The sequence below is a fragment of the Azospira oryzae genome, from assembly GCF_004217225.1.
In the GTDB taxonomy this organism is placed as follows: Bacteria; Pseudomonadota; Gammaproteobacteria; order Burkholderiales; family Rhodocyclaceae; genus Azospira; species Azospira oryzae.
Map to the genome: position 1 here is coordinate 1393107 of NZ_SHKM01000001.1, position 19992 is coordinate 1413098.

The following is a 19992-nucleotide window of genomic DNA, read 5'->3' on the forward strand; positions in this document are numbered from 1 at the left end:
AAAGGCGGCCGCAGCCGCCTTTTGCTTGCCGGAGGAAAGCCTCAGGCCATCAGTTTCACCACCAGGGGCACGATCAGCAGGGCCACGATGTTGATGATCTTGATCAGGGGATTCACCGCCGGGCCGGCGGTGTCCTTGTAGGGGTCGCCCACGGTATCGCCGGTGACGGCTGCCTTGTGGGTGTCGGACCCCTTGCCGCCGAAGTGGCCATCCTCGATGTACTTCTTGGCGTTATCCCAGGCACCGCCGCCGGTGGTCATGGAGATGGCGACGAAGAGACCGGTGACGATGGTACCCATGAGCACTCCGCCCAGGGCCTTGGGACCGAGGAAGAGGCCCACCAGCACCGGCACTGCCACGGGCAGGATGGAGGGAATGATCATTTCCTTGATGGCGGACTTGGTCAGCATGTCCACCGCCCGGGAGTAATCGGGCTTGGCCGTGCCTTCCATGATGCCCTTCACTTCGCGGAACTGGCGCCGCACCTCCTCCACCACCGAACCGGCAGCCCGGCCCACGGCCTCCATGGCCATGGCGCCGAACAGGTAGGGGATCAGGCCGCCGATGAAGAGGCCGACGATCACCATGTGGTCGGAAAGGTCGAAGGAAAGCTTGAGGCCTGCCGTCTCCAGGGCGTGGGTGTAGTCGGCGAACAGCACCAGGGCGGCGAGGCCGGCGGAACCGATGGCGTAGCCCTTGGTCACGGCCTTGGTGGTGTTGCCCACCGCATCCAGGGGATCGGTGACACCGCGCACGGAGTCGGGCAGCTCGGCCATTTCGGCGATGCCGCCGGCGTTGTCCGTGATGGGGCCGTAGGCGTCCAGGGCGACGACGATGCCGGTCATGGAGAGCATGGAGGTGGCGGCGATGGCGATGCCGTAGAGGCCGGCCAGGCCGTAGGAGACCAGGATGGCCACGCACACCGAGAGCACCGGCAGGGCCGTGGACTTCATGGACACCCCCAGGCCGGCGATGATGTTGGTCGCATGGCCGGTCTGGGAGGCCGAGGCCACGTGCTTCACCGGCGCATAGTCGGTGCCCGTGTAGTACTCGGTGATCCACACCAGTACCGCGGTCAGCACCAGGCCGACGACGGAGGCGCCGAAGATGGCATTGACGCCGATGACCTTGCCGTCCGCCAGGGGCACGCCTTCCGGCAGCATCCAGGTGGTGACCGGGTAGAAGGCGATCAGGGCCAGCACGCCTGCCACCGCCAGGCCGCGGTAGAGGGCGGCCATGATCTTGCCGCCTTCCGTGGTCTTGACGAAGAAGCAGCCGATGATGGAGGCGATGATGGAGACGCCGCCCAGGGCCAGGGGATAGACCACCAGGTTGTCGTTGGCCGCCGGCACGCCCTTGAGCATGAGGGCGCTCAGCACCATGGTGGCCACCACGGTCACGGCGTAGGTCTCGAACAGGTCGGCCGCCATGCCGGCGCAGTCGCCCACGTTGTCGCCCACGTTGTCGGCGATCACGGCGGGGTTGCGCGGGTCATCTTCGGGAATCCCGGCTTCCACCTTGCCCACCAGGTCGGCGCCCACGTCGGCGCCCTTGGTGAAAATGCCGCCACCGAGACGGGCAAAGATGGAGATGAGGGAGCCGCCGAAGGCCAGGCCCACCAGAGGCTCGACGATGTGGTGGATTTCCGTGCCGGGCGCAGCGCCGGCCTTGAGCACGGCGTAGTAGCCGGCCACCCCCAGGAGCGCCAGGCCCACCACCAGCATGCCGGTGATGGCGCCGCCCTTGAAGGCCACGTCCAGGGCCGGGGCGATGCCGCCCCGGGCAGCCTCGGCGGTGCGCACGTTGGCCCGCACCGAGACGTTCATGCCGATGAAGCCGGTGGCACCGGAGAGCACGGCACCGATGAGGAAACCGATGGCGGTGCTCCAGGCGAGGAAAATGCCGATGACGACGAACAGCACCGCACCGACGATGCCGATGGTGGTGTATTGCCGGTTGAGATAGGCGGATGCCCCCTGCTGGATGGCCTTGGCGATTTCCTGCATCCGCTCGTTACCGGCGGGCAGGCCGAGGATCCACTTGCTGGAGATGGCGCCGTAAAGCACCGCCAGCACCGCACACACTAGCGCTAACAACAGACCTGATGACATGAACTCCCTCCTAGATAGTGGTAAAGCTCAGGCCGTTCGGGCGATGGTCCGTCCTTACGGTCCGGTTTGCTACAGAGAAACAAACCTTTCCTGCCGCGCCGGGGCGATGCTGGGTCTTACACCTTGAACTCTCCCAGCTGCCGGGGCACGGCAATATTCTTCAGACTGACGTAATCGGGCAGGCCGTGCCGGTAGGGCGGATAGTCCTCCCCTTCGATCAGGGGCGCCAGGTAGGCACGGCACTTGTCGGTGATGTGGAAACCGTCGGCGCTGATGAAATCCGCCGGCATCTTGCGTTCCACATTAGCCACGTCCTTCAGTTCGGCCACGCCCACTTCCCAGCGGTAGGGCGCGTCGGCGAGGCGCTGCACGGTGGGCATCACCGCATTGCGTCCGGCCACGGCCAGCTCCACCGCCGCCTTGCCCAGGGCATAGGCCTGGTCGGCATCGGTCTTGGAGGCGATGTGACGGGCGGCCCGCTGCAGGTAGTCGGCCAGGGCCCAGTGGTACTTGTGGCCCAACTTGTCCTTGATCAGCTGGGCGATCCACTGGCCGGCGCCGCCCAGTTGGGAATGGCCGAAGGCATCCTTGCCGCCCTGCTCGGAAACGAACTTGCCGTCGGCCGTCTTCAGGCCTTCGGAGACGGCGATGGTGCAATAGTCGTAGCGGTCTACGCACTGCTGCACCCGGGCCAGGAAGGCGGCCTCGTCGAAGGGCACTTCGGGGAACAGCAGGATGTGGGGCGGCTGGCCGGAATCGGCCCCGCTGCCGGAAGCCAGGCCGCAGGCGGCGGTGATCCAGCCGGCATGGCGGCCCATGACTTCGAGGACGAAAATCTTGGTGGAAGTGCGGGCCATGGAGGCCACGTCCAGCCCCGCTTCGCGGATGGAGGTGGCGACATACTTGGCCACGGAGCCGAAGCCCGGGCAGCAGTCGGTGAGAGGCAGATCGTTGTCCACCGTCTTCGGTACGCCGACGCAGATCAGCGGGTGGCCCATCTTCTCGGACAGCTGGGAAACCTTCCAGGCGGTGTCCATGGAATCGTTGCCACCGTTGTAGAAGAAATAGCCGATATCGTGGGCGCGGCAGACCTCGATCAGGCGCTCGTACTGGGCCCGGTGCTCTTCGATGGACTTGAGTTTGTAGCGGCAGGAGCCGAAGGCGGCTCCCGGGGTGGTGCGCAGCCGGGCGATGTCCGCGGGGGACTCCAGGCTGGTGTCGATCAGGTCTTCGGTGAGGGCGCCGACGATGCCGTTGCGCCCGGCGAAGACCTTGCCGATTTTGTCCGGATGGGCCCGCGCCGTCTCGATGACGGCGCAGGCGGAGGCGTTGATCACGGCGGTGGGCCCGCCGGACTGGGCGTAGAAGGCGTTTTTCACCGCCATGGTGATCCGCCTCCCCTTACTTCAGCGCTGCGAAAGCCGCGTTCTTGATGTCTTCCACGGAACCGACGCCGGCGATCTTGCGGTACTTGGGGGCGTTGGCGTCGCCGGTGGCGGCCCACTTGCCGTAGTAATCCACCAGGGGCTTGGTCTGGGAGTGATACACGTCCAGGCGCTTCTTGACGGTTTCTTCCTTGTCGTCGTCGCGCTGGATCAGGTCTTCACCGGTCTCGTCGTCCTTGCCGGCCACCTTGGGCGGGTTGAAGGTGACGTGGTAGGTGCGGCCGGAGGCCACATGCACGCGACGGCCGCTCATGCGGGAAATGATGTCGCTGTCGGGCACGTCGATTTCCAGCACGAAGTCGATGGCCACGCCGGCAGCCTTCATGGCTTCGGCCTGGGGAATGGTGCGGGGGAAACCGTCGAACAGGTAGCCGGCCTTGCAGTCGTCCTGCTGCAGGCGGTCCTTCACCAGACCGATGATGATGTCGTCGGAAACCAGGCCGCCGGCGTCCATCACCTTCTTGGCTTCGATGCCCAGGGGGGTACCGGCCTTGACGGCGGCACGCAGCATGTCGCCGGTGGAAATCTGGGGGATGCCGAATTTTTCGCGGATGAATTGGGCCTGGGTGCCCTTACCGGCGCCGGGAGCGCCGAGGAGAATCAGTCGCATGGAGTCCTCGGAATGTGTGCGATGACGTGATGTCAGTCAGAAGTGCGTTGATTGAATTTATGTTTTTGTACAGGTCTGGCGCTGTTCTGGCGGCGGCCTTGGGGAAGCCGCTGGGGTTGTGTTCACCCCTCTTTTTAAGGAGCGAAAATTACTCGGAAATTCCTTCTCGGTCAAACCATTTGCGCATGCGCACCGCATCTTCCGGGGTATCCACGCCGGGGGCCGGCAGGCTGTCGGAAATGGCCACGCTGATGCGGTAGCCGTGCCACAGGGCCCGCAGCTGCTCCAGGCATTCGAACTGCTCCAGGGGCGAGACGGCCAGACCGGAGTAGGCCTTGAGGAAGGCGGCCCGGTAAGCGTAGAGGCCGATGTGGCGGTAGGCGGGGAAGTCCGTCGGCAGGGTTTCACCGCCGCCTTCCCGGGCGAAATGGTCCCGGGCGTAGGGGATAGGCGCCCGGGAGAAATACAGGGCGTCGCCGTCGGCCTTGCACACCAGCTTGACGATATTGGGATTGAAGAAATCGGCGGCCTCGGACAGGCCGTGGCCCACGGTGGCGATGTCGGCCCCGCTCTCGGCCAGGCGGTTCGCCGTGGCGGAAATCAGTTCCGGCTCGATGAGGGGCTCGTCGCCCTGCACATTGACCACCAGGGTGTCGTCGCTCCAGCCCCGCAGGGCCACCACTTCGGCCAGCCGGTCGGTGCCGGTGGGATGGTCGTCCCGGGTCAGCAGCACATTGAGGCCGTGGGCCCGGCAGGCCGCCTCCACCTCCCGGTGGTCGGTCGCCACCCAGATTTCCTCGGCGCCGGAAAGGGCCGCCCGTTCCGCCACCCGCACCACCATGGGCTTGCCGCCCAGGTCCAGCAGGGGCTTGGCCGGCAGGCGGGAGGAAGCGTAGCGGGCGGGAATGACGACCTTGAAGCGTTGCATGGCGGGATTCCGGGCAGGGCTCAGTTTTCGTCCTGGCCCAGGGTGCGGGCTTCTTCCTCGAGCATGATGGGAATGTCGTCCCGCACCGGGAAGGCCAGCTTGCAGGGCTTGCAGACCAGTTCCTTCTGCTCCTTGCGGTACTCCAGACTACTCTTGCACACCGGGCAGACCAGGATGTCCAGCAACCGTGCGTCCATTGATTTTCTCCAGAACAAAAGCGGATAGGTCGGGGGTCAGCTGGGCGTCCACCGGCAACACCCAGGCTTCGCCCCCGTAGATGGCCGCGCATTTTACCCCATCCTTGGCGGTGGTAAGGAGCACGCCGTCCCGGGCGAAGGCCAGGTCGGCAGCGTTGTAGGCGTGGTGGTCGGGAAAGGCCCGGGCCTCCACCGTCAGCCCCAGTTCGGCCAGGGTGCGGAAAAAGCGCTGGGGATGGCCGATGCCGGCCACGGCGTAGAGCCGCTTGCCGGCCAGGTCGGCGGCGCTGCATTGCCGGGACGGGTCCTGCAGGCCATGGAACGATGCGGGCCGCAGGTCCATGCGGAACAGGGGCGGCGTCGCCGCCTTGGCGGAGAAAAGCAGTTCGGCGGCCATGCCGTTGCCCACCACCGCATCCACCTGGGCCAGACGCTGCCGCGGCTCCCGCAGGGGGCCCACCGGCAGCAGGCGGCCGTTGCCCAGGCCGCGCACGTCGCACACGGCGATTTCCACGTCCCGGGCCAGGCGGTAGTGCTGCAGGCCGTCGTCGCAGAGGATCAGGTTGCAATCGGGGGATGCCGCCAGCAGGGCCCGGGCCGCCGCCGCCCGGTCCCGGCCGATCCATACCGGACAGCCGCTTTCCCGGGCCAGCAGCAGGGGCTCGTCGCCCACCTGTGCGGGCGTCGCCTCGGGGCTGACGGCCGCCACGCCTTCCTGGGCGCTACCGTAGCCGCGGCTGACGATGCCCGGACGCAGGCCGGCAGCCCGCAGCTGCCGGGCCAGATAGAGGGTCAGGGGAGTTTTGCCGGCACCGCCGACGATGATGTTGCCCACCACCACCACGGGCACCGGCAGGCGCGCCGACCCCAGCCAGCCGTGGCGGAAGGCCAGGCGGCGCAGGGCCGTCAGGCCCCGGAACAGCCAGGAGATGGGAGTCAGCAGGTTGAACAGCAGGGTGTCGAACCAGGCCGGGGCGCCATCGCCCCGGCGCGGCAAGGCGCCGCGAAACCAGAACTTCTGCAGTCGCGGGCCTAGGGCCATGCCTTATTTCTGGGGCGCCTGGGTGGCGAAGGAGATGCGGGGATAGCCGGCGCTCTGGGCCGCCTGCATCACGTCCACCACGCTCTGGTGGGTGGCCTTGGCGTCCGCATTGATGACGATGACCGGGTCCTTCTGGCTACCGGCGGCCCGGCGCAGGGCCTCGGCGATGACCGGCACGTCGGGCGTGCTCAGGGGCGACTTGTTGACCAGCACCTGGCCGCTGGCGGTGACGGCCACACTGACTTCCTGGGGCTGCTCCGGATTCTGGGAGGAATCGGCGGTGGGCAGATTGATTTCCAGGCCGGAGAACTTGGCGTAGGTGGTGGTGAGCATGAGGAAGATGATGATCACCAGGAGCACGTCGATCAACGGAATCAGGTTGATCTCCGGCTCCTCCCGGTGGCGGCCTTGACGGAATTGCATGATCGGGCGCCCGCTCAGTTACGTTCGCCGTGGACCACTTCCACCAGCTTCACCGCCTGCTGCTCCATCTCGATGACGAAGCTGTCCACCAGGGCGCGGAAGTGGCGCCAGAAGATCATGGCGGGAATGGCGATCACCAGGCCGAAGCCGGTGTTGTAGAGGGCGATGGAAATGCCGTGGGCCAGCTGCATGGGGTTGGCGCCGGTGGGCGCCTGGGAGCCGAAGATCTCGATCATGCCGACGACGGTGCCGAAGAGGCCCATCAGGGGGCTGATGGAGGCGATGGTGCCGAGGGTGGTGAGGTAGCGCTCCAGCTCGTGGGTGACGCCGCGGCCGGCTTCCTCGATGGATTCCTTCATCACTTCGCGGCTGCTCTTGACGTTGCGCAGGCCGGCGGCCAGCACCCGGCCCAGGGGCGAACCCTGCTCCAGGGCGTTGATGGCGGCTTCATTGACGGTTCCCTGGCGCACTTCGCCGACGACCCGGGCCAGCAATCCTTCGGGAGCCACCTTGCTGCGGCGCAGGGCCACCAGACGTTCGATGATGAGGGCAAGGGCGATGATGGATGCGAACAGCAGGGGCCAGATGGGCCAGCCAGCAGCCTGGATGATGGCGAACACGGAACCTCCGAAGGGTCTTTTTAAGCCCGCAACTTTAGCCTGCCCCTCATGCTTCGGGCAAGTCCCGCCCGCCCGGCGGCAGCCCGGCCGGACCGTCCCTTTGCCCGGCCCGCCCCGGGCCCGGCATCCCGGAGGAATTTTCCACCGGCATGGCAGGCGCTGGGCGGGCTTATCCCGGCTTATCCACAAAACCTGTGGATAACTTTGTGGATAGCCTGTCATCAAATTGTCTAAGTCGGGCTGGGACAAGGGTTTTTCTTGCTCTGCCGCAAAAAGGGGCACTCCACAACAATTCATTTAAAAACATAGAGATAAGATAAATCCACAACAGGCAAGGGATATTTTTCCGCCGTTCCCCCCGGCTCGGCGGCGGGCCGGCTGACGTAAAATGGCGCCCATGCCCGACTACCCTGCCCGTCCCGCCTATTCCCCCGCCCGCCAGGAGCCCTTTGCCGCCGACGGCGGCCGGGAAGTGATCAGCGTCAGCAGCCTCAACCGCCTGGCCCGGCAGCGGCTGGAATCCGCCTTTCCCCTGTGCTGGGTCAGCGGCGAAATCTCCAACCTGACCGTGGCCGCCTCCGGCCACGCCTATTTCTCCCTCAAGGACCCCCAGGCCCAGGTGCGTTGCGTCATGTTCCGCAACAAGGCCCAGACCCTGGGCTTCCGCCTGGAGAACGGCCTCCAGGTGGAGGCCCGGGTGCTGGTCTCTCTCTACGAGCCCCGGGGCGACTTCCAGCTCAATGTGGAAGGCATGCGCCGGGCCGGCCAGGGCGACCTCTACGAACGCTTCCTGCGGCTCAAGGCCAAGCTGGAGGCGGAAGGCCTCTTCGCTGCCGAGCGCAAGCGCCCCCTGCCCGCCCATCCGCGCACCCTGGGCATCGTCACCAGCCCCCAGGCCGCCGCCCTGCGCGATGTGCTGACCACCCTGGCGCGGCGGGCGCCCCATGTGAAGGTGGTGCTGTACCCCACCCTGGTCCAGGGCGAGGAAGCGCCGCACCAGATCGCCGCCGCCATCGAGACCGCCGCCAGCCGCCGGGAATGCCAGGTGCTGCTGGTGGTGCGCGGCGGCGGCAGCATCGAGGACCTGTGGGCCTTCAACGACGAGGGCGTGGCCCGGGCCATCGCCGCCTGCCCCATGCCCGTGGTCAGCGGCGTCGGCCACGAGACCGACTTCACCATCGCCGACTTCGCCGCCGACCTGCGCGCCCCCACCCCCACGGCCGCCGCCGAACTGGCCAGCCCGGACCGGGATGCGCTGCGCGACCACCTGCAACGCCTCGCCGGCCAGTTCTCCCGCCGCATGCACCGCCGCCTGGAGGAAGCCCAGCAGCGCCTGGACTGGACCGCCCGCCGCCTCAAGCACCCGGCCGAACGCCTGGCCCTGCAGCAGCAGAATCTCCATGCCCTGGGCCAGCGCCTGCAACACGCCCTGGGCCGCCGCCTGGAACGGGCCGGCTTCGATCTGGAGCGGGCCCGCCAGCGCCTGCGCCTGGCCCGGCCCCAGCCGGGGGCCCAGGCCGCCCGCCTGGAAGCCCTGCAGCGCCGCCTGGCCAACGCCCAGCAGCGCGCCCTGCAGACCCGCCGCGGCCAGCTGGAACGCCTCGCCGCCGGCCTCACCCACCTCAATCCGGAGGCCGTGCTGTCCCGGGGCTATGCCATCGCCTTCGACCAGCAGGGCCAGGCGGTCCACGATGCCGGGTCACTGGCGGCGGGCCAGCGCCTGACCCTGCGCCTGCACCGGGGCGAACGCCAGGTGGAAGTGCGGGGCGAATCCGACAGCGCCGCCGGAGCGAACTGAACAATCCCGGGGAACCGCCGCCGACTTGCGTTGTCTGTGGTGCTGCGACTGTCTAGAATTGACGGTTACCCCAACCAACCCGCCTACTAAACGGAGAATAAGATGGAACATCAACTGCCCGCCCTGCCCTACGCCAAGAACGCCCTGGCTCCCCACATTTCCGAAGAAACCTTCGACTACCACTACGGCAAGCACCACCAGGCCTACGTGACCAACCTGAACAACCTGATCAAGGGCACCGAGTACGAGAACCTGGGTCTGGAAGAAATCTTCAAGAAGGCTCCCGCCGGCGGCATCTACAACAACGCCGCCCAGGTGTGGAACCACACTTTCTTCTGGAGCTCCATGAAGCCCGCCGGCGGCGGCGCTCCTGCTGGCGCCCTGGCTGACGCCATCAACAAGAAGTGGGGTTCCTTCGACGAGTTCAAGAAGGCCTTCACCGCCTCCGCCGTGGGCAACTTCGGTTCCGGCTGGACCTGGCTGGTGAAGAAGGACGACGGCTCCGTGGACATCGTCAACACCGGCGCCGCCGGCAACCCCCTGAAGACCGGCGAAGGCAAGCCCCTGCTGACCATCGACGTGTGGGAACACGCCTACTACATCGACTACCGCAACGCCCGTCCCAAGTTCGTCGAGACCTTCCTGGCCTCCCTGGCCAACTGGGACTTCGCTGCCCAGAACTTCGCCTGATCACCTGATCTGGCCGCAAAACGGGACTGGCAACAGTCCCGTTTTTTTATGCCCGGATTTTTCTAGCAATCATGCAACAAGCCACCGACGCCTTTACGCTCGCCTGCCGCCACGACGATTTCAGCGACTGGCACCAGGGCCGATGCCGCTACGCCGTGTGGGCCATTGCCGCCGACACCCCGGCGCTGACCACTGCCGTGGACAGCCTCAAGGCGCAGCTGGCACCCTGGCTGCTGCCCGGCTACCGGCGCCAGCCCCACATCACGGTGGCCCTGGGCGGTTTTCCCGCCCCGGCGCGGCAACGGGCCGACGACTACAGCCCCGCCTGCCTCGCCGCCCAGGTGGCGGCCCTGGAGCGGACAGCGCCGCCGCCCTTTTCCCTGGAACTGGGCCTCTGCGCCACCTTCGCCTCGGCCCCCTACCTGGCGGTGGGAGGCGACGGCCCCAGCCTGCTGCAACTGCGCCAGGCCCTGCTCGACTCCCATCCGGAGCGGGACGACTTCCCCTACACCCCCCACCTGACCCTGGGCCTCTACGACGACACCTATCCCCTGGCGCCCATGCAGGCGCGGCTGCAGGGCCTCGCCCCGGGACCGGGCCTGGTGCTGCCGGTGCGCCACCTGGACCTGATGACCTACGCCGCCGACACCATCGGCGGCCCCCTGCACACCGCGGCCCGCTTTGACCTGCAGCAGCGGCGCCTGGAAGCGGAACCGCAAGCCCTGGCCGGGCTCTTTACCCAGCTTTAACCGACGACGGGTAGTCGCCGGCGCCCGGCTGGATTACAGTCACGGCAACGTCATTGCCCCGGATACCGCCGTGCTGCCCGAGAACGCCACCCCCAGCGCCATCGTCAAATACCTCAACCAGTACGTCATCGGCCAGGAAGAGGCCAAGCGCGTGCTGGCGGTGGCGGTCTACGCCCACTACCGCAAGCTCACCGCCGCCGGCGAGACGGTGCGCCTGGACAAGAGCAACGTCCTCATCATCGGCCCCACCGGCACCGGCAAGACCCTGCTGTGCGAGACCCTCTCCCGCTTCCTGCAGGTGCCCTTCGTCACCACCGACGCCACCTCCCTGGCCCAGACCAAGTACGTCGGCGAGGAGATCGAGGCCATCCTGCTGCGCCTGCTGGAAAAGGCCGGCGGCGACACGGAGCGGGCTGGGCGCGGCATCGTCTTCATCGACGAGATCGACAAGCTCAAGGCCCGCCCCGGGGAAGCGGCCCGGGTCCAGGCCACTTCCGGCGAGAGCGTGCAGCACGCCCTGCTGAAGATCATGGAAGGCTATCCGGTGCGGCTGCCGGACAACCGCAGCATCGACACCTCGGGCATCCTCTTCATCTGCGGCGGCGCCTTCGTCGGCCTGGAGCAGATCATGGAGAAGAGCCACAGCTTCGGCTACATCGGTACCGGCGAGGACGACAACCAGAACATCCTGGACCGCCTCAACAGCCGGGTGAAGCCCACCGACCTCTTCGAATTCGGCCTGATCCCCGAATTCACCGGCCGCCTGCCGGTGGTGGCCCGCTTCCAGGACCTCTCCAAGGCCATGCTGGTGCGGGTCATGACCGAGCCGAAGAACTCCCTCTACAACCAGTTCCGCCTGCTGCTGCAAAGCGAGGGGGTGGAACTGCAGATCGAGCCGGCGGTGTTCCAGCAGATCGCCGAAATCGCCTTCGAATACAAGACCGGCGCCCGCAGCCTGCGGGGCATCTTCGAGGAACTGCTGACCCCGGTGCTCTACGCCGTGCCCGACCACAAGGAAGTGAAAAAGGTGGTCATCAAGTCCCTCTTCGAAGACCCCAGCTACTACAAGTAAGCGCAAAGGCTCCAGCATGACCTACGGCATCACCGACCTGGCCACCTTCATCCTCGGCACCATCTTCATCGTCCTGCTGCCCGGGCCCAATTCCATGTACGTCACCCTGGTGGCCTCCCGCTGGGGCATCGCCGCCGGCTACCGGGGCGCCTGCGGCATCTTCCTCGGCGACCTGATCCTGATGATCCTGGCCGCCTCCGGCGTCGCCTCCCTGCTGGTGGCGGTGCCGGCCCTGTTCATGGTGCTCAAGTACGCCGGCGGCGCCTACCTGGTGTGGCTCGGCATCGGCCTGCTGCGGGCCGCGGTGCAGCGCTGGCGCGGCATCGAGGCGCCCGCCAGCCGCCTGAGCGAAGGCGACGCCCGCCAGCCCTTTCGCACCGCCCTCGTCATCAGCCTGATGAACCCCAAGGCCATCCTCTTCTTCGTCTCCTTCTTCATCCAGTTCGTCTCCCCGGACTACCCCCACCCGGCCCTGTCCTTCCTCATCCTCGGCGCCATCGTCCAGTTCTGCAGCGCCCTCTACCTCTCCGCCCTGATCTTCGGCGGCAGCTATCTGGCCGATGCCTTCCGCCGGCGCCGCCGCCTCTCCGCCGGGGCCACCGGCGCCGTCGGCGGCCTCTTCATCGGCTTCGGAGTCAAGCTGGCGGGCGCCAGCCTGCGCTGACGGTGCCGGGCCGGCAGGGCCGCCACCAGCAAGAAAAAAGGCGCCCGCGGGCGCCTTTTTCGTTCCCTGCCGAGAGCCGGTCTCAGGTGGCATTGACCTCGGGATTGTCGGAGAGGGAGACGAAGGACATGGTGCGACCGTCGAGGGCGTCGATGGCGCCGTTCTCGATGTCATAGATCCAGCCGTGCAGGTTCAGCTTGCGCTGGGCCAGGGCCAGGGCCACCGCCGGATGGGTGCGGATGTTGGCCAGCTGGGCGATGACGTTCTCCCTCACCAGGTCGTCGGCCCGCTCCCGGGGCGTGGCGTATTCCCTGGCGGAGATGATGGCCTTGGCCGCATCCGCATAGCGCAGCCAGTGGGCCACGGCCGGCAGGTGGTCGAGGCACTGGCAGCTGGAGATGGCCGCCATGGCGCCGCAGTTGGAGTGGCCGCAGATGACCACGTCGGTCACCTTGAGCACGGAGACGGCGTATTCCACGGTGGCGGAAACGCCGCCGGGCTCGGGCCCGTAGGAGGGCACGATGTTGCCCGCGTTGCGGATGACGAAAAGGTCGCCCGGCTCCTGCTGGGTCAGCAGCTCGGGCACCACCCGGCTGTCGGAGCAGGTGACGAAGAGCACCTTGGGACTCTGGCCGTCGGCCAGATGGCGGAACAGTTCCGAACGGGCCGGGAAGACCTCTTTCTGGAACTTGAGAAAACCATCAATGATCTTTTGCACTTGGAAGCACCCATGAACTGAGGGAATGTGGGACCGCCGCCATTATCCCCCATGCCGCCGGAGGAACAAGGCAGGGGCCGCAGGCCCGCTGCCCGGCCCGTCGGCGGAGCGCCTGCCGGCGCCGGGCCCCACGCCTCCGGCAATGTTGGCGGCGGCAATGGCGGCGGCGCTTCGACCGCACCGTCCGACGGGGAGTTCAGGCCTGTCGGCTCCGCCGCCCCGCCCGGGTGGCTGGCACTACAGCCAGCCCCGGGTGATGAACTCCATGATCGGGTAGAGGCGCTTTTCCAGCGCCTTGCCATGCACCGCCTCGACGATGCGCGACACCCCGGCGGCGTAAGGCGCCTCCCCCTGGACCCGGGTTTCCAGGCGCAGGCTGCAGGCCCCGTCGCTGATGCTGAGGCGGTGGAAGGCATGGCGCGGCAGGTCGGCCTCGGGAATGCCCAGTTCCTCCCGCTGCACCCGGGGGTCCCGCACCGAGCGGATCGCCTCCGGACCCAGGCCGACGGAAGCCGCCAGATTCACCGCCGTCCCCGGCACCGAGCTTTTACTCGCCTGGTGGGACTCCACCAGTTCCATCTCGTAGCCGCGGAAGAAATGGCCGCTGGCCTCCAGCATGGCCATGAACTTGAGCATCAGGATATTGGTGTTGGGGCACAGCAGCACCGGAAACTCCAGCGCCTCCCGCTCCAGGGCGGAGCCGGTGGAAAGCTCGATCAGGGGCGACGCCGTGGCGCGGCAGAAAGCCGCCACCGCCTCCAGCTCCCGCCCCGAACCGGCATGGACAACGATGGCCGGTGCGTCCTCGGCCTGCCGGCCCCAGGGCACGACCTGAAAGGGATGGCCCAACTGGTGGGAAGAGAGGAGCTCACTGGCGAGCTTGCCGGTACCGACGATGACGACTTGCATGGGAAGGTGGGAGGAAGGCAGAACTGGGAGTATAGCGAAGCTCCGGCGTGCAGCTCGGCTGCTTATTTAGGGGTAAGCACAACCAGGAAGAGAAAAGGCGCCTAGCAGCGCCTTTTCTCCTCCTGCTATCGACCTCAAGCGGTAATTTCCCGCTAGGGAAAGCAGATTTTCAACGTGGCGCTAACCGGCGCTGCGCGGCTTAATCGCGCAGCGTCCAGCGACCGGAGGGAGCAAGGTTGAGCGCCGGGTTAGCGGTCTTCATCGAGCTTACTGAGCAGAAAGCTTGCAATGCTGCCAACCATCTCAATAGCAGCCTTAGCTTCGGTGTTTGTAATCGAAGGCAACCACGGACGCCCGTGACCTGTGCCCTCTTTGTTCCGGAGGCGATTAATAGCGCAGGCAGTTTGAAACATTGAGCGTTCGAGTGCTTTGGTTGGAGACTCGCCCGGTTGTGCGTTTTGTTCAGGAACAGTAAGTCCGAGTGCCACATAGGCTTGCCCAAGCAGACCTTGAAAGTTGGCTCCGCTTGGATACGAACCCCATTTTGTCTGAAGGATGTGTGCGGCGGTTGCTTCAAGAAGGTCTTTGCCAGTACCGGAAAGCAATGCTGCGTCGTGGGCGCCTTTCTGAGCCCGACGTGCATATGCATGAAGTGCTTGGGATAACTCACGGCCTTTAAGGCTTTCCAGAACTTTTGGTCGAATGTCTCCATCCTTAGAAAGTTCATAACCTTCGGCGTCAAATGCAGAAATGGCATTCAGAATCGGTTCTGTGCCAACAAAATTGGCCGATTGCTCTCGAAATCCCCCTGATGCTCGGACTTTTGATAGGAGTTGTTCAATGAGTTTTGAGCCAGCGATGGGGTCGTTGTCGATTGCCCATGACAGAATCGCTCGGACTCTCTTGGCCTTCCCAATTACTTGACCTTGAGCTTTTGGGTCTGCCAAGGTTAAACCGGTCCGCCCAACGTAAAACTCTATGTCGGAATGAGAAGGCTCACGATACTCTCCATTGGATTTTGAATCGTCAACGAGCTGTGCTAGCGCAGCGATTATGGTGTCGGTAATTGGCAGCGTCATATTCTTAACCGCTAACGGTTGAATTCACCGGCCTGCGCGGCTTTACGCGCAGATCCGGTGGAATGATGGGTTGGGCAGCGCGGTATCACCAGATCCTCTTGATTGAGACAGAGTCGAGAGCTGCAATCACCCGCTTGGCCTCAGTCGAGTATTCTGACTCAACAAGTGGTTTAAGCGCTTTCACCATTAGCTCCCTGAGCTTCTCGTAGTAAGCGGTATAAAGGTCATCGTCGAGCTCGCCTCTGGACTCAAAGAGGGTAAAGGTATGGTGTTGCATTCCATCTAACCAAGCTTTGAATCCTTCTTCATCGTCTCGCATGGCCACAAGAAATGCCTTGGGTGAAGTAACTAGGGCCTTCGATAACTCAATGCCAATCTCTGCGACTAATGCCCCATCCCTTGTCCTCCAACGCTCCAACAATTGCGCTATCGTTTTTTCACCGATCTTCTCATCCAACGTAGCTAATAGTCTTGGGCCAACATCCATAGCCCAATCTGCAGCACGAGGGTCTGTCTCAGCACCATGAGCAGCGCCATTCAATAATGGAAGCATGTCTTCTAGAGCTGAAACCTCTCTCTGGCTCAGGACATCACGGCTCTTCAAGCTATAAATGAGTGGGCGAATTCCCTTGCGGGTTATTTCGATGCCTCTAGCTTCTGCAATTCCTCGAAGCTTTGACTCGAGTTCAATTCTTAGTCCGGCAAGTGCCAGGTTCGGATCATCTCCGGCAACTGACTCAAACGCATATATATGGCGCTCCATCCCAGGTGCATCTTGAATAGGTGAAAGTAAGCCCGCTTCTTTTGCCTTTACTTCGGCGTTAATGAAATCTTGGAATTGAATCTTGACGCCACCGGGCAACTCAATGGCCTTGAAAAGCGGAGCTAGCCAAGGAAGTACTGCTATAGCCAATAAACTTACAGTTGTCCCATCAATCTTGAGGTCAGGAGCATAGGTGTGGATCAGCGCAACCAGTAGTGCGCCGAACGTAATTGCAAACTGAATCAGCCGAACACTCATAGCAATGCCCTACGTGAAGTAGACGGCAAAACTGCCGTATGAGCCAGCGGAATGCCGTATGAGCTGGAAAACGCGGCAGCCTGGGAGGCTTCCAAATAGAGGCTTCCGTTAGATCGGCAGCGATACTTGCGGGGATAGATGGCAGTCATACGCGGCCCGGTTCAATGTCGAGTTGATTCTGCCAGTCGCCCAGCCAAATGTCATGCACGCGGAATTTTTGCGAACGGCTGCATTGGCGCGACTTCCCTTACGCCCACTGATGGCCGTCTCCAGCCATCGACCGCAGACTTACCTAAAGAAAGGAATCAGCCGCCCGTACTCGACATGAAGCGCACGATCTTCGGGGTGGCCATGGCGGCGGTGAAGTCGTGGCCCTGGGCTTTGAGGCCCATGCCGGTGGCGATGGCGGCGCCGAGGGGGGCGTCGTCATGGGGGTGGGCGCGCAGCAGGGGCAGGAGGGGGATGGCGCCGTCGTCGCCGAGGCAGGGGTAGAGGGTGCCCTGGGCGCTGATGCGCACCCGGTTGCAGGTGTCGCAGAAGTTGTGGGAATGGGGGGAGATGAAGCCGACCCGGCTGTCGCTGCCGCCGACCCGCCAGTAGCGGGCGGGGCCGCCGCTGTTCTCCAGGGTGGGGATCAGTTCGAAGCGCTCGGCCAGACGGGCCCGGGCGGCATCGCTGGAAAGAAAGGTGGCGCTGCGGTCGTGGCCGGTGTCGCCGAGGGGCATTTCCTCGATCAGGGCCAGGTCGATGTTGCGGGCCACGGCGTAGGCCAGCAGGTCGCCCAGTTCGTCGTCGTTCACGCCCTGCTGCATCACGGCATTCAGCCGGATGCGGGAGAAGCCGGCGGCCAGGGCCGCTTCCACGCCATCCAGCACCTTGGCGAGATCACCGATGCGGGTGATGGTGCGGAAGCGCTCGGGGCGCAGGGTGTCCAGGCTGATGTTGAGGCGGCTGACGCCGGCCCGGCGCAGGTCCGCGGCGTGGCGGGCGAGCTGGGAACCGTTGGTGGTGAGCACCAGTTCTTTCAGGCCTTGCAGCCTGCCGATTTCCTGCAGCAGCCAGAGGGCGTTGCGCCGCACCAGGGGCTCGCCGCCGGTGATGCGCACCTTGGTCACGCCGAGGGAGACGAAGATGCGCACCAGGCGCAGGGCTTCTTCCAGGCTCAGGACGGCGCCGTGGGGCAGGAAGGTCATCTCTTCCGCCATGCAGTAGGTGCAGCGGAAGTCGCAGCGGTCGGTGATGGAGAGGCGCAGGTAGGTGATGCGGCGGCCGAAGCGGTCCATCAGGCCGCCAGGGGGCAGGTGCAGCGGGGCGCCGGAGGGCGCCTGCTCTGAAATCATTGCCGGGCGGGCCTTACATCAGGGTGCGGCCGCCGGAGCGCGGCGGCAGCGGCTCCTGGCTGGCACTGCCCTGGGATTGGCCCAGGGGGCGGGTCGCAGCCACGCCTTCGGCGGCCAGGTATTCCGGATGGCTGTAGATGACTAGGCGGGAACCCCGGGCGAAACCGGCCAGGGTGATGCCGCTTTCTTCGGCCAGGCGCACGGCCAGGCCGGTGGGGGCGGAGATGGCGACCAGGCAGCCGATGCCGGCGGCGGCGCATTTCTGCACCATCTCGTAGCTGGCCCGGCTGGAGGTGAGGACGAAGCCGGCGGCCGGGTCGATGCGGCTCTTGGCCAGCCAGCCCACCAGCTTGTCGAGGGCGTTGTGGCGGCCCACGTCTTCGCGCAGGGTGCGGATGTTGCCCAGGTTGTCCACCCAGGCGGCGCCATGGACGGCGCCGGTGATGCGATGCAGCTGCTGCCAGTCCGGCAGCTGGTCCAGGGCCCGGGCCACGGCGGCCACGGGCAGCAGCAGGCCCCGCTGCAGGGGCTTGTAGGGCCGGGCCACGGCGTCCAGGCTCTCGACGCCGCAGAGGCCGCAGCCGGTGCGGCCGGCCAGGTTGCGGCGGCGCTCCTTGAGGGCAACGAAGCGGCGGGAGGAAATTTCCAGATGCACTTCCAGGCCCTGGCAGCCGGAAACCACCTCGACGCCGTACAGCTCGGACGGCGACTCCAGGATGCCTTCAGTCAGGGCGAAGCCCAGGGCCATGTCTTCCAGGTTGTCCGGCGTGGCCAGCATCACCGCGTGGGAGATGCCGTTGAAGACCAGGGCCACGGGCACCTCTTCCACCACGTGGTCGTCGCAGGTCTCGGCCTCGCCGCCGCTCAGGCGCAGCACCGTGGTGCGGCAGACGGTGGCGTGTTCGGGGCCTTCCAGCTCGTCGTCGAACTGGGTGCCGTGGAGAAGGTGCAGGGATTCGCTGGCCATGGTCGTGTGTCCTGTACTGCAAAGATGGGGCTGCAGGGGCCGGAGGCGACAAGCGCCGCCCCCGGCCGCAACGTCAGGGAATCAGGGGATCAGGATTCCTTGCCGGTCATTTCCCGGAACCACTTGGGATGGTGCTTGCGCGCCCAGGCGTGGGTGACCACCCCTTCCACCATGGCGCGGATGGTGCCCTGCACCCAGAGGGCGGCATAGACGTGCACGATGATGCTGGCGATCAGCACCAGGGCGCTGGCGGCATGGACCAGCAGAGCCACCCGGATCAGGGGAATGGGGAAGTAGAGGGCGAAGTAGGGACGCCAGGCGATGACGCCGGAGATGAGCAGCAGGGCCATGCAGCCCACCATCACCCAGAACATGCCCTTCTGGCCACCGTTGTAGCGGCCGATGTCGCCCACCTCGTTGCCCTTCATCACCTCCTTCACCGACTTCATCCACTTCACGTCCTCGCTGGTGACGAGGTTGTGGTGCCAGTAGCGGAAGAACTGGCGGGCGAAGGCGATGAACATCACCACCCCGACGAAGGGGTGCACGATGCGGGCCAGCTGGGGCGTGCCGAAGACGCCGGTGAGCCAGAAGAAGGCCGGGTAGAAGAAGGCCAGACCGGAGATGGCCAGCAGGATGAAGCACACCGCCACCACCCAGTGGTTGATGCGCTCGGCGGCGTTGTAACGCTGGATCAGTTGCTCTTTCATTTGGTCACCTCTTCTTCAGCCTCGTGTTCGTCCTCGGCCCGGTTGGGGCCCACGGTGATGTAGTGGAAGAAGCCGAACAGGCCGGCGGCGGCGATGCCCAGGGTGGCGACGGGCTTGAGCAGCCCCTTCCACAGGCTGACCGTGGTGCTGATGGCCGGGTCCTTGGGCAGGTTGTTGTACAGCTCGGGCTTGTCGGCGTGGTGCAGCACGTACATCACGTGGGTGCCGCCCACCCCTTGCGGATCGTAGAGGCCGGCGTTGTCGTAGCCCCGGGACTTGAGGTCGGTGACGCGCTTGGCCGCCACTTCCTGCATGTCCTCCTTGGAGCCGAACTGGATGGCGCCGGTGGGGCAGGTCTTGACGCAGGCCGGCTCCTGGCCCACGGCCACCCGGTCGGAACACAGGTTGCACTTGTAGGCCTTGTTGTCCTTCGGGTTGATGCGGGGCACGTTGAAGGGGCAGCCGGAAACGCAGTAGCCGCAGCCGATGCAGTTTTCCTGGTGGAAATCGACGATGCCGTTCTTGTACTGGATGATGGCGCCGGGGGAGGGGCAGGCCTTGAGGCAGCCCGGGTCGGCGCAATGCATGCAGCCGTCCTTGCGGATCAGCCATTCCAGCTTGCCGCCGCTGACGTCGGGCTGTTCCACCTCGTTGAAGCGCATCACCGTCCAGGCCTGGGCGGAAAGGTCGGTGGGGTTGTCGTAGACGCCGACGCAGCTGCCCACGTCGTCACGCAGCTCGTTCCATTCGGAACAGGCCACCTGGCAGGCCTTGCAGCCGATGCAGACGGAAACGTCGATGAGTTTGGCCACTTCCAGGGGATTGCGGGCCTGGGGGGCCGCCGTCGGACTGGCCGAGCGGCGCAGGATGTCGAGAGATTGCAGAGCCATGTGTTCTTG

General features: G+C 65.5%; 21 protein-coding genes. 5 read left to right on the plus strand and 16 right to left on the minus strand.

Annotation, left to right across the window (positions count from 1 at the left end; genetic code table 11):
* Nucleotides 1–41 precede the first annotated feature (41 nt).
* The 8 genes from EV678_RS06330 to EV678_RS06365 all read right to left on the minus strand — a co-directional run bounded on the left by EV678_RS06330 (nucleotide 42) and on the right by EV678_RS06365 (nucleotide 7376).
* Nucleotides 42–2111: a sodium-translocating pyrophosphatase gene (locus EV678_RS06330; RefSeq protein WP_014238272.1), complete on the minus strand. Its 2070-nt coding sequence runs from the start codon at nucleotides 2109–2111 to the stop codon at nucleotides 42–44.
* A 116-nt stretch (nucleotides 2112–2227) separates the two neighbouring features.
* Nucleotides 2228–3496 carry a 6-phosphofructokinase gene (locus tag EV678_RS06335; protein WP_130458886.1) on the minus strand — a complete coding sequence of 423 codons (1269 nt, stop codon included), beginning with the start codon at nucleotides 3494–3496 and terminating at the stop codon, nucleotides 2228–2230.
* 16 nt (nucleotides 3497–3512) lie between these two features.
* Nucleotides 3513–4166: an adenylate kinase gene (gene adk, locus EV678_RS06340; protein ID WP_014238274.1), complete on the minus strand. Its 654-nt coding sequence runs from the start codon at nucleotides 4164–4166 to the stop codon at nucleotides 3513–3515.
* 148 nt (nucleotides 4167–4314) lie between these two features.
* The gene (gene kdsB, locus EV678_RS06345; RefSeq protein ID WP_130458887.1) at nucleotides 4315–5094 is read right to left on the minus strand and encodes a 3-deoxy-manno-octulosonate cytidylyltransferase; all 780 of its coding nucleotides are present in this window, start codon (nucleotides 5092–5094) and stop codon (nucleotides 4315–4317) included.
* A 20-nt stretch (nucleotides 5095–5114) separates the two neighbouring features.
* Nucleotides 5115–5291, minus strand: coding sequence for a Trm112 family protein (locus tag EV678_RS06350; RefSeq protein ID WP_014238276.1), 177 nt, complete (start codon nucleotides 5289–5291; stop codon nucleotides 5115–5117).
* The gene (gene lpxK, locus EV678_RS06355; protein WP_207222196.1) at nucleotides 5242–6333 is read right to left on the minus strand and encodes a tetraacyldisaccharide 4'-kinase; all 1092 of its coding nucleotides are present in this window, start codon (nucleotides 6331–6333) and stop codon (nucleotides 5242–5244) included. The genes EV678_RS06350 and lpxK overlap by 50 nt, the downstream gene beginning before the upstream one ends.
* A gap of 3 nt (nucleotides 6334–6336) precedes the next feature.
* Complete coding sequence (locus EV678_RS06360; RefSeq protein WP_014238278.1) at nucleotides 6337–6756, minus strand: ExbD/TolR family protein; 420 nt, start codon at nucleotides 6754–6756, stop codon at nucleotides 6337–6339.
* 14 nt (nucleotides 6757–6770) lie between these two features.
* On the minus strand, nucleotides 6771–7376 hold the full coding sequence (locus EV678_RS06365) for a MotA/TolQ/ExbB proton channel family protein (RefSeq protein ID WP_014238279.1): 606 nt from the start codon (nucleotides 7374–7376) through the stop codon (nucleotides 6771–6773).
* A 397-nt stretch (nucleotides 7377–7773) separates the two neighbouring features.
* On the opposite strand from EV678_RS06365, the gene xseA reads away from it, so the two are divergent.
* The 5 genes from xseA to leuE all read left to right on the plus strand — a co-directional run bounded on the left by xseA (nucleotide 7774) and on the right by leuE (nucleotide 12349).
* Nucleotides 7774–9174 (plus strand): exodeoxyribonuclease VII large subunit, encoded by a 1401-nt coding sequence (xseA, locus tag EV678_RS06370; RefSeq protein ID WP_130458888.1) that lies wholly within the window; start codon nucleotides 7774–7776, stop codon nucleotides 9172–9174.
* 102 nt (nucleotides 9175–9276) lie between these two features.
* Entirely contained in the window at nucleotides 9277–9864 is a 588-nt protein-coding gene (locus tag EV678_RS06375; protein WP_130458889.1) for a superoxide dismutase, read from the plus strand.
* Nucleotides 9865–9935: 71 nt separating this feature from the next.
* On the plus strand, nucleotides 9936–10613 hold the full coding sequence (locus EV678_RS06380) for a 2'-5' RNA ligase family protein (RefSeq protein WP_130458890.1): 678 nt from the start codon (nucleotides 9936–9938) through the stop codon (nucleotides 10611–10613).
* A 70-nt stretch (nucleotides 10614–10683) separates the two neighbouring features.
* Nucleotides 10684–11685 carry an ATP-dependent Clp protease ATP-binding subunit ClpX gene (clpX, locus tag EV678_RS06385; RefSeq protein WP_014238283.1) on the plus strand — a complete coding sequence of 334 codons (1002 nt, stop codon included), beginning with the start codon at nucleotides 10684–10686 and terminating at the stop codon, nucleotides 11683–11685.
* A 16-nt stretch (nucleotides 11686–11701) separates the two neighbouring features.
* Nucleotides 11702–12349, plus strand: coding sequence for a leucine efflux protein LeuE (leuE, locus tag EV678_RS06390; protein WP_130458891.1), 648 nt, complete (start codon nucleotides 11702–11704; stop codon nucleotides 12347–12349).
* 82 nt (nucleotides 12350–12431) lie between these two features.
* Here leuE and EV678_RS06395 read toward each other — a convergent pair whose 3' ends face one another.
* The 8 genes from EV678_RS06395 to fdxH form a co-directional block, all read right to left on the minus strand.
* Nucleotides 12432–13067 carry a carbonic anhydrase gene (locus tag EV678_RS06395; RefSeq protein WP_014238285.1) on the minus strand — a complete coding sequence of 212 codons (636 nt, stop codon included), beginning with the start codon at nucleotides 13065–13067 and terminating at the stop codon, nucleotides 12432–12434.
* A gap of 237 nt (nucleotides 13068–13304) precedes the next feature.
* On the minus strand, nucleotides 13305–13976 hold the full coding sequence (locus tag EV678_RS06400) for a dihydrodipicolinate reductase C-terminal domain-containing protein (protein ID WP_130458892.1): 672 nt from the start codon (nucleotides 13974–13976) through the stop codon (nucleotides 13305–13307).
* Nucleotides 13977–14224: 248 nt separating this feature from the next.
* The gene (locus EV678_RS06405; protein WP_130458893.1) at nucleotides 14225–15055 is read right to left on the minus strand and encodes an abortive infection family protein; all 831 of its coding nucleotides are present in this window, start codon (nucleotides 15053–15055) and stop codon (nucleotides 14225–14227) included.
* Between the two features lie 85 nt (nucleotides 15056–15140).
* Nucleotides 15141–16076, minus strand: coding sequence for a hypothetical protein (locus EV678_RS06410; protein ID WP_130458894.1), 936 nt, complete (start codon nucleotides 16074–16076; stop codon nucleotides 15141–15143).
* A 305-nt stretch (nucleotides 16077–16381) separates the two neighbouring features.
* The gene (gene moaA, locus EV678_RS06415) at nucleotides 16382–17416 is read right to left on the minus strand and encodes a GTP 3',8-cyclase MoaA (protein WP_130458895.1); all 1035 of its coding nucleotides are present in this window, start codon (nucleotides 17414–17416) and stop codon (nucleotides 16382–16384) included.
* A 13-nt stretch (nucleotides 17417–17429) separates the two neighbouring features.
* On the minus strand, nucleotides 17430–18383 hold the full coding sequence (fdhD, locus tag EV678_RS06420; RefSeq protein WP_130458896.1) for a formate dehydrogenase accessory sulfurtransferase FdhD: 954 nt from the start codon (nucleotides 18381–18383) through the stop codon (nucleotides 17430–17432).
* 89 nt (nucleotides 18384–18472) lie between these two features.
* Nucleotides 18473–19093: a formate dehydrogenase subunit gamma gene (locus EV678_RS06425; protein WP_130458897.1), complete on the minus strand. Its 621-nt coding sequence runs from the start codon at nucleotides 19091–19093 to the stop codon at nucleotides 18473–18475.
* Nucleotides 19090–19983, minus strand: coding sequence for a formate dehydrogenase subunit beta (gene fdxH, locus EV678_RS06430; RefSeq protein WP_130458898.1), 894 nt, complete (start codon nucleotides 19981–19983; stop codon nucleotides 19090–19092). Before fdxH ends, EV678_RS06425 begins: the two co-directional genes overlap by 4 nt.
* Nucleotides 19984–19992: the final 9 nt, after the last annotated feature.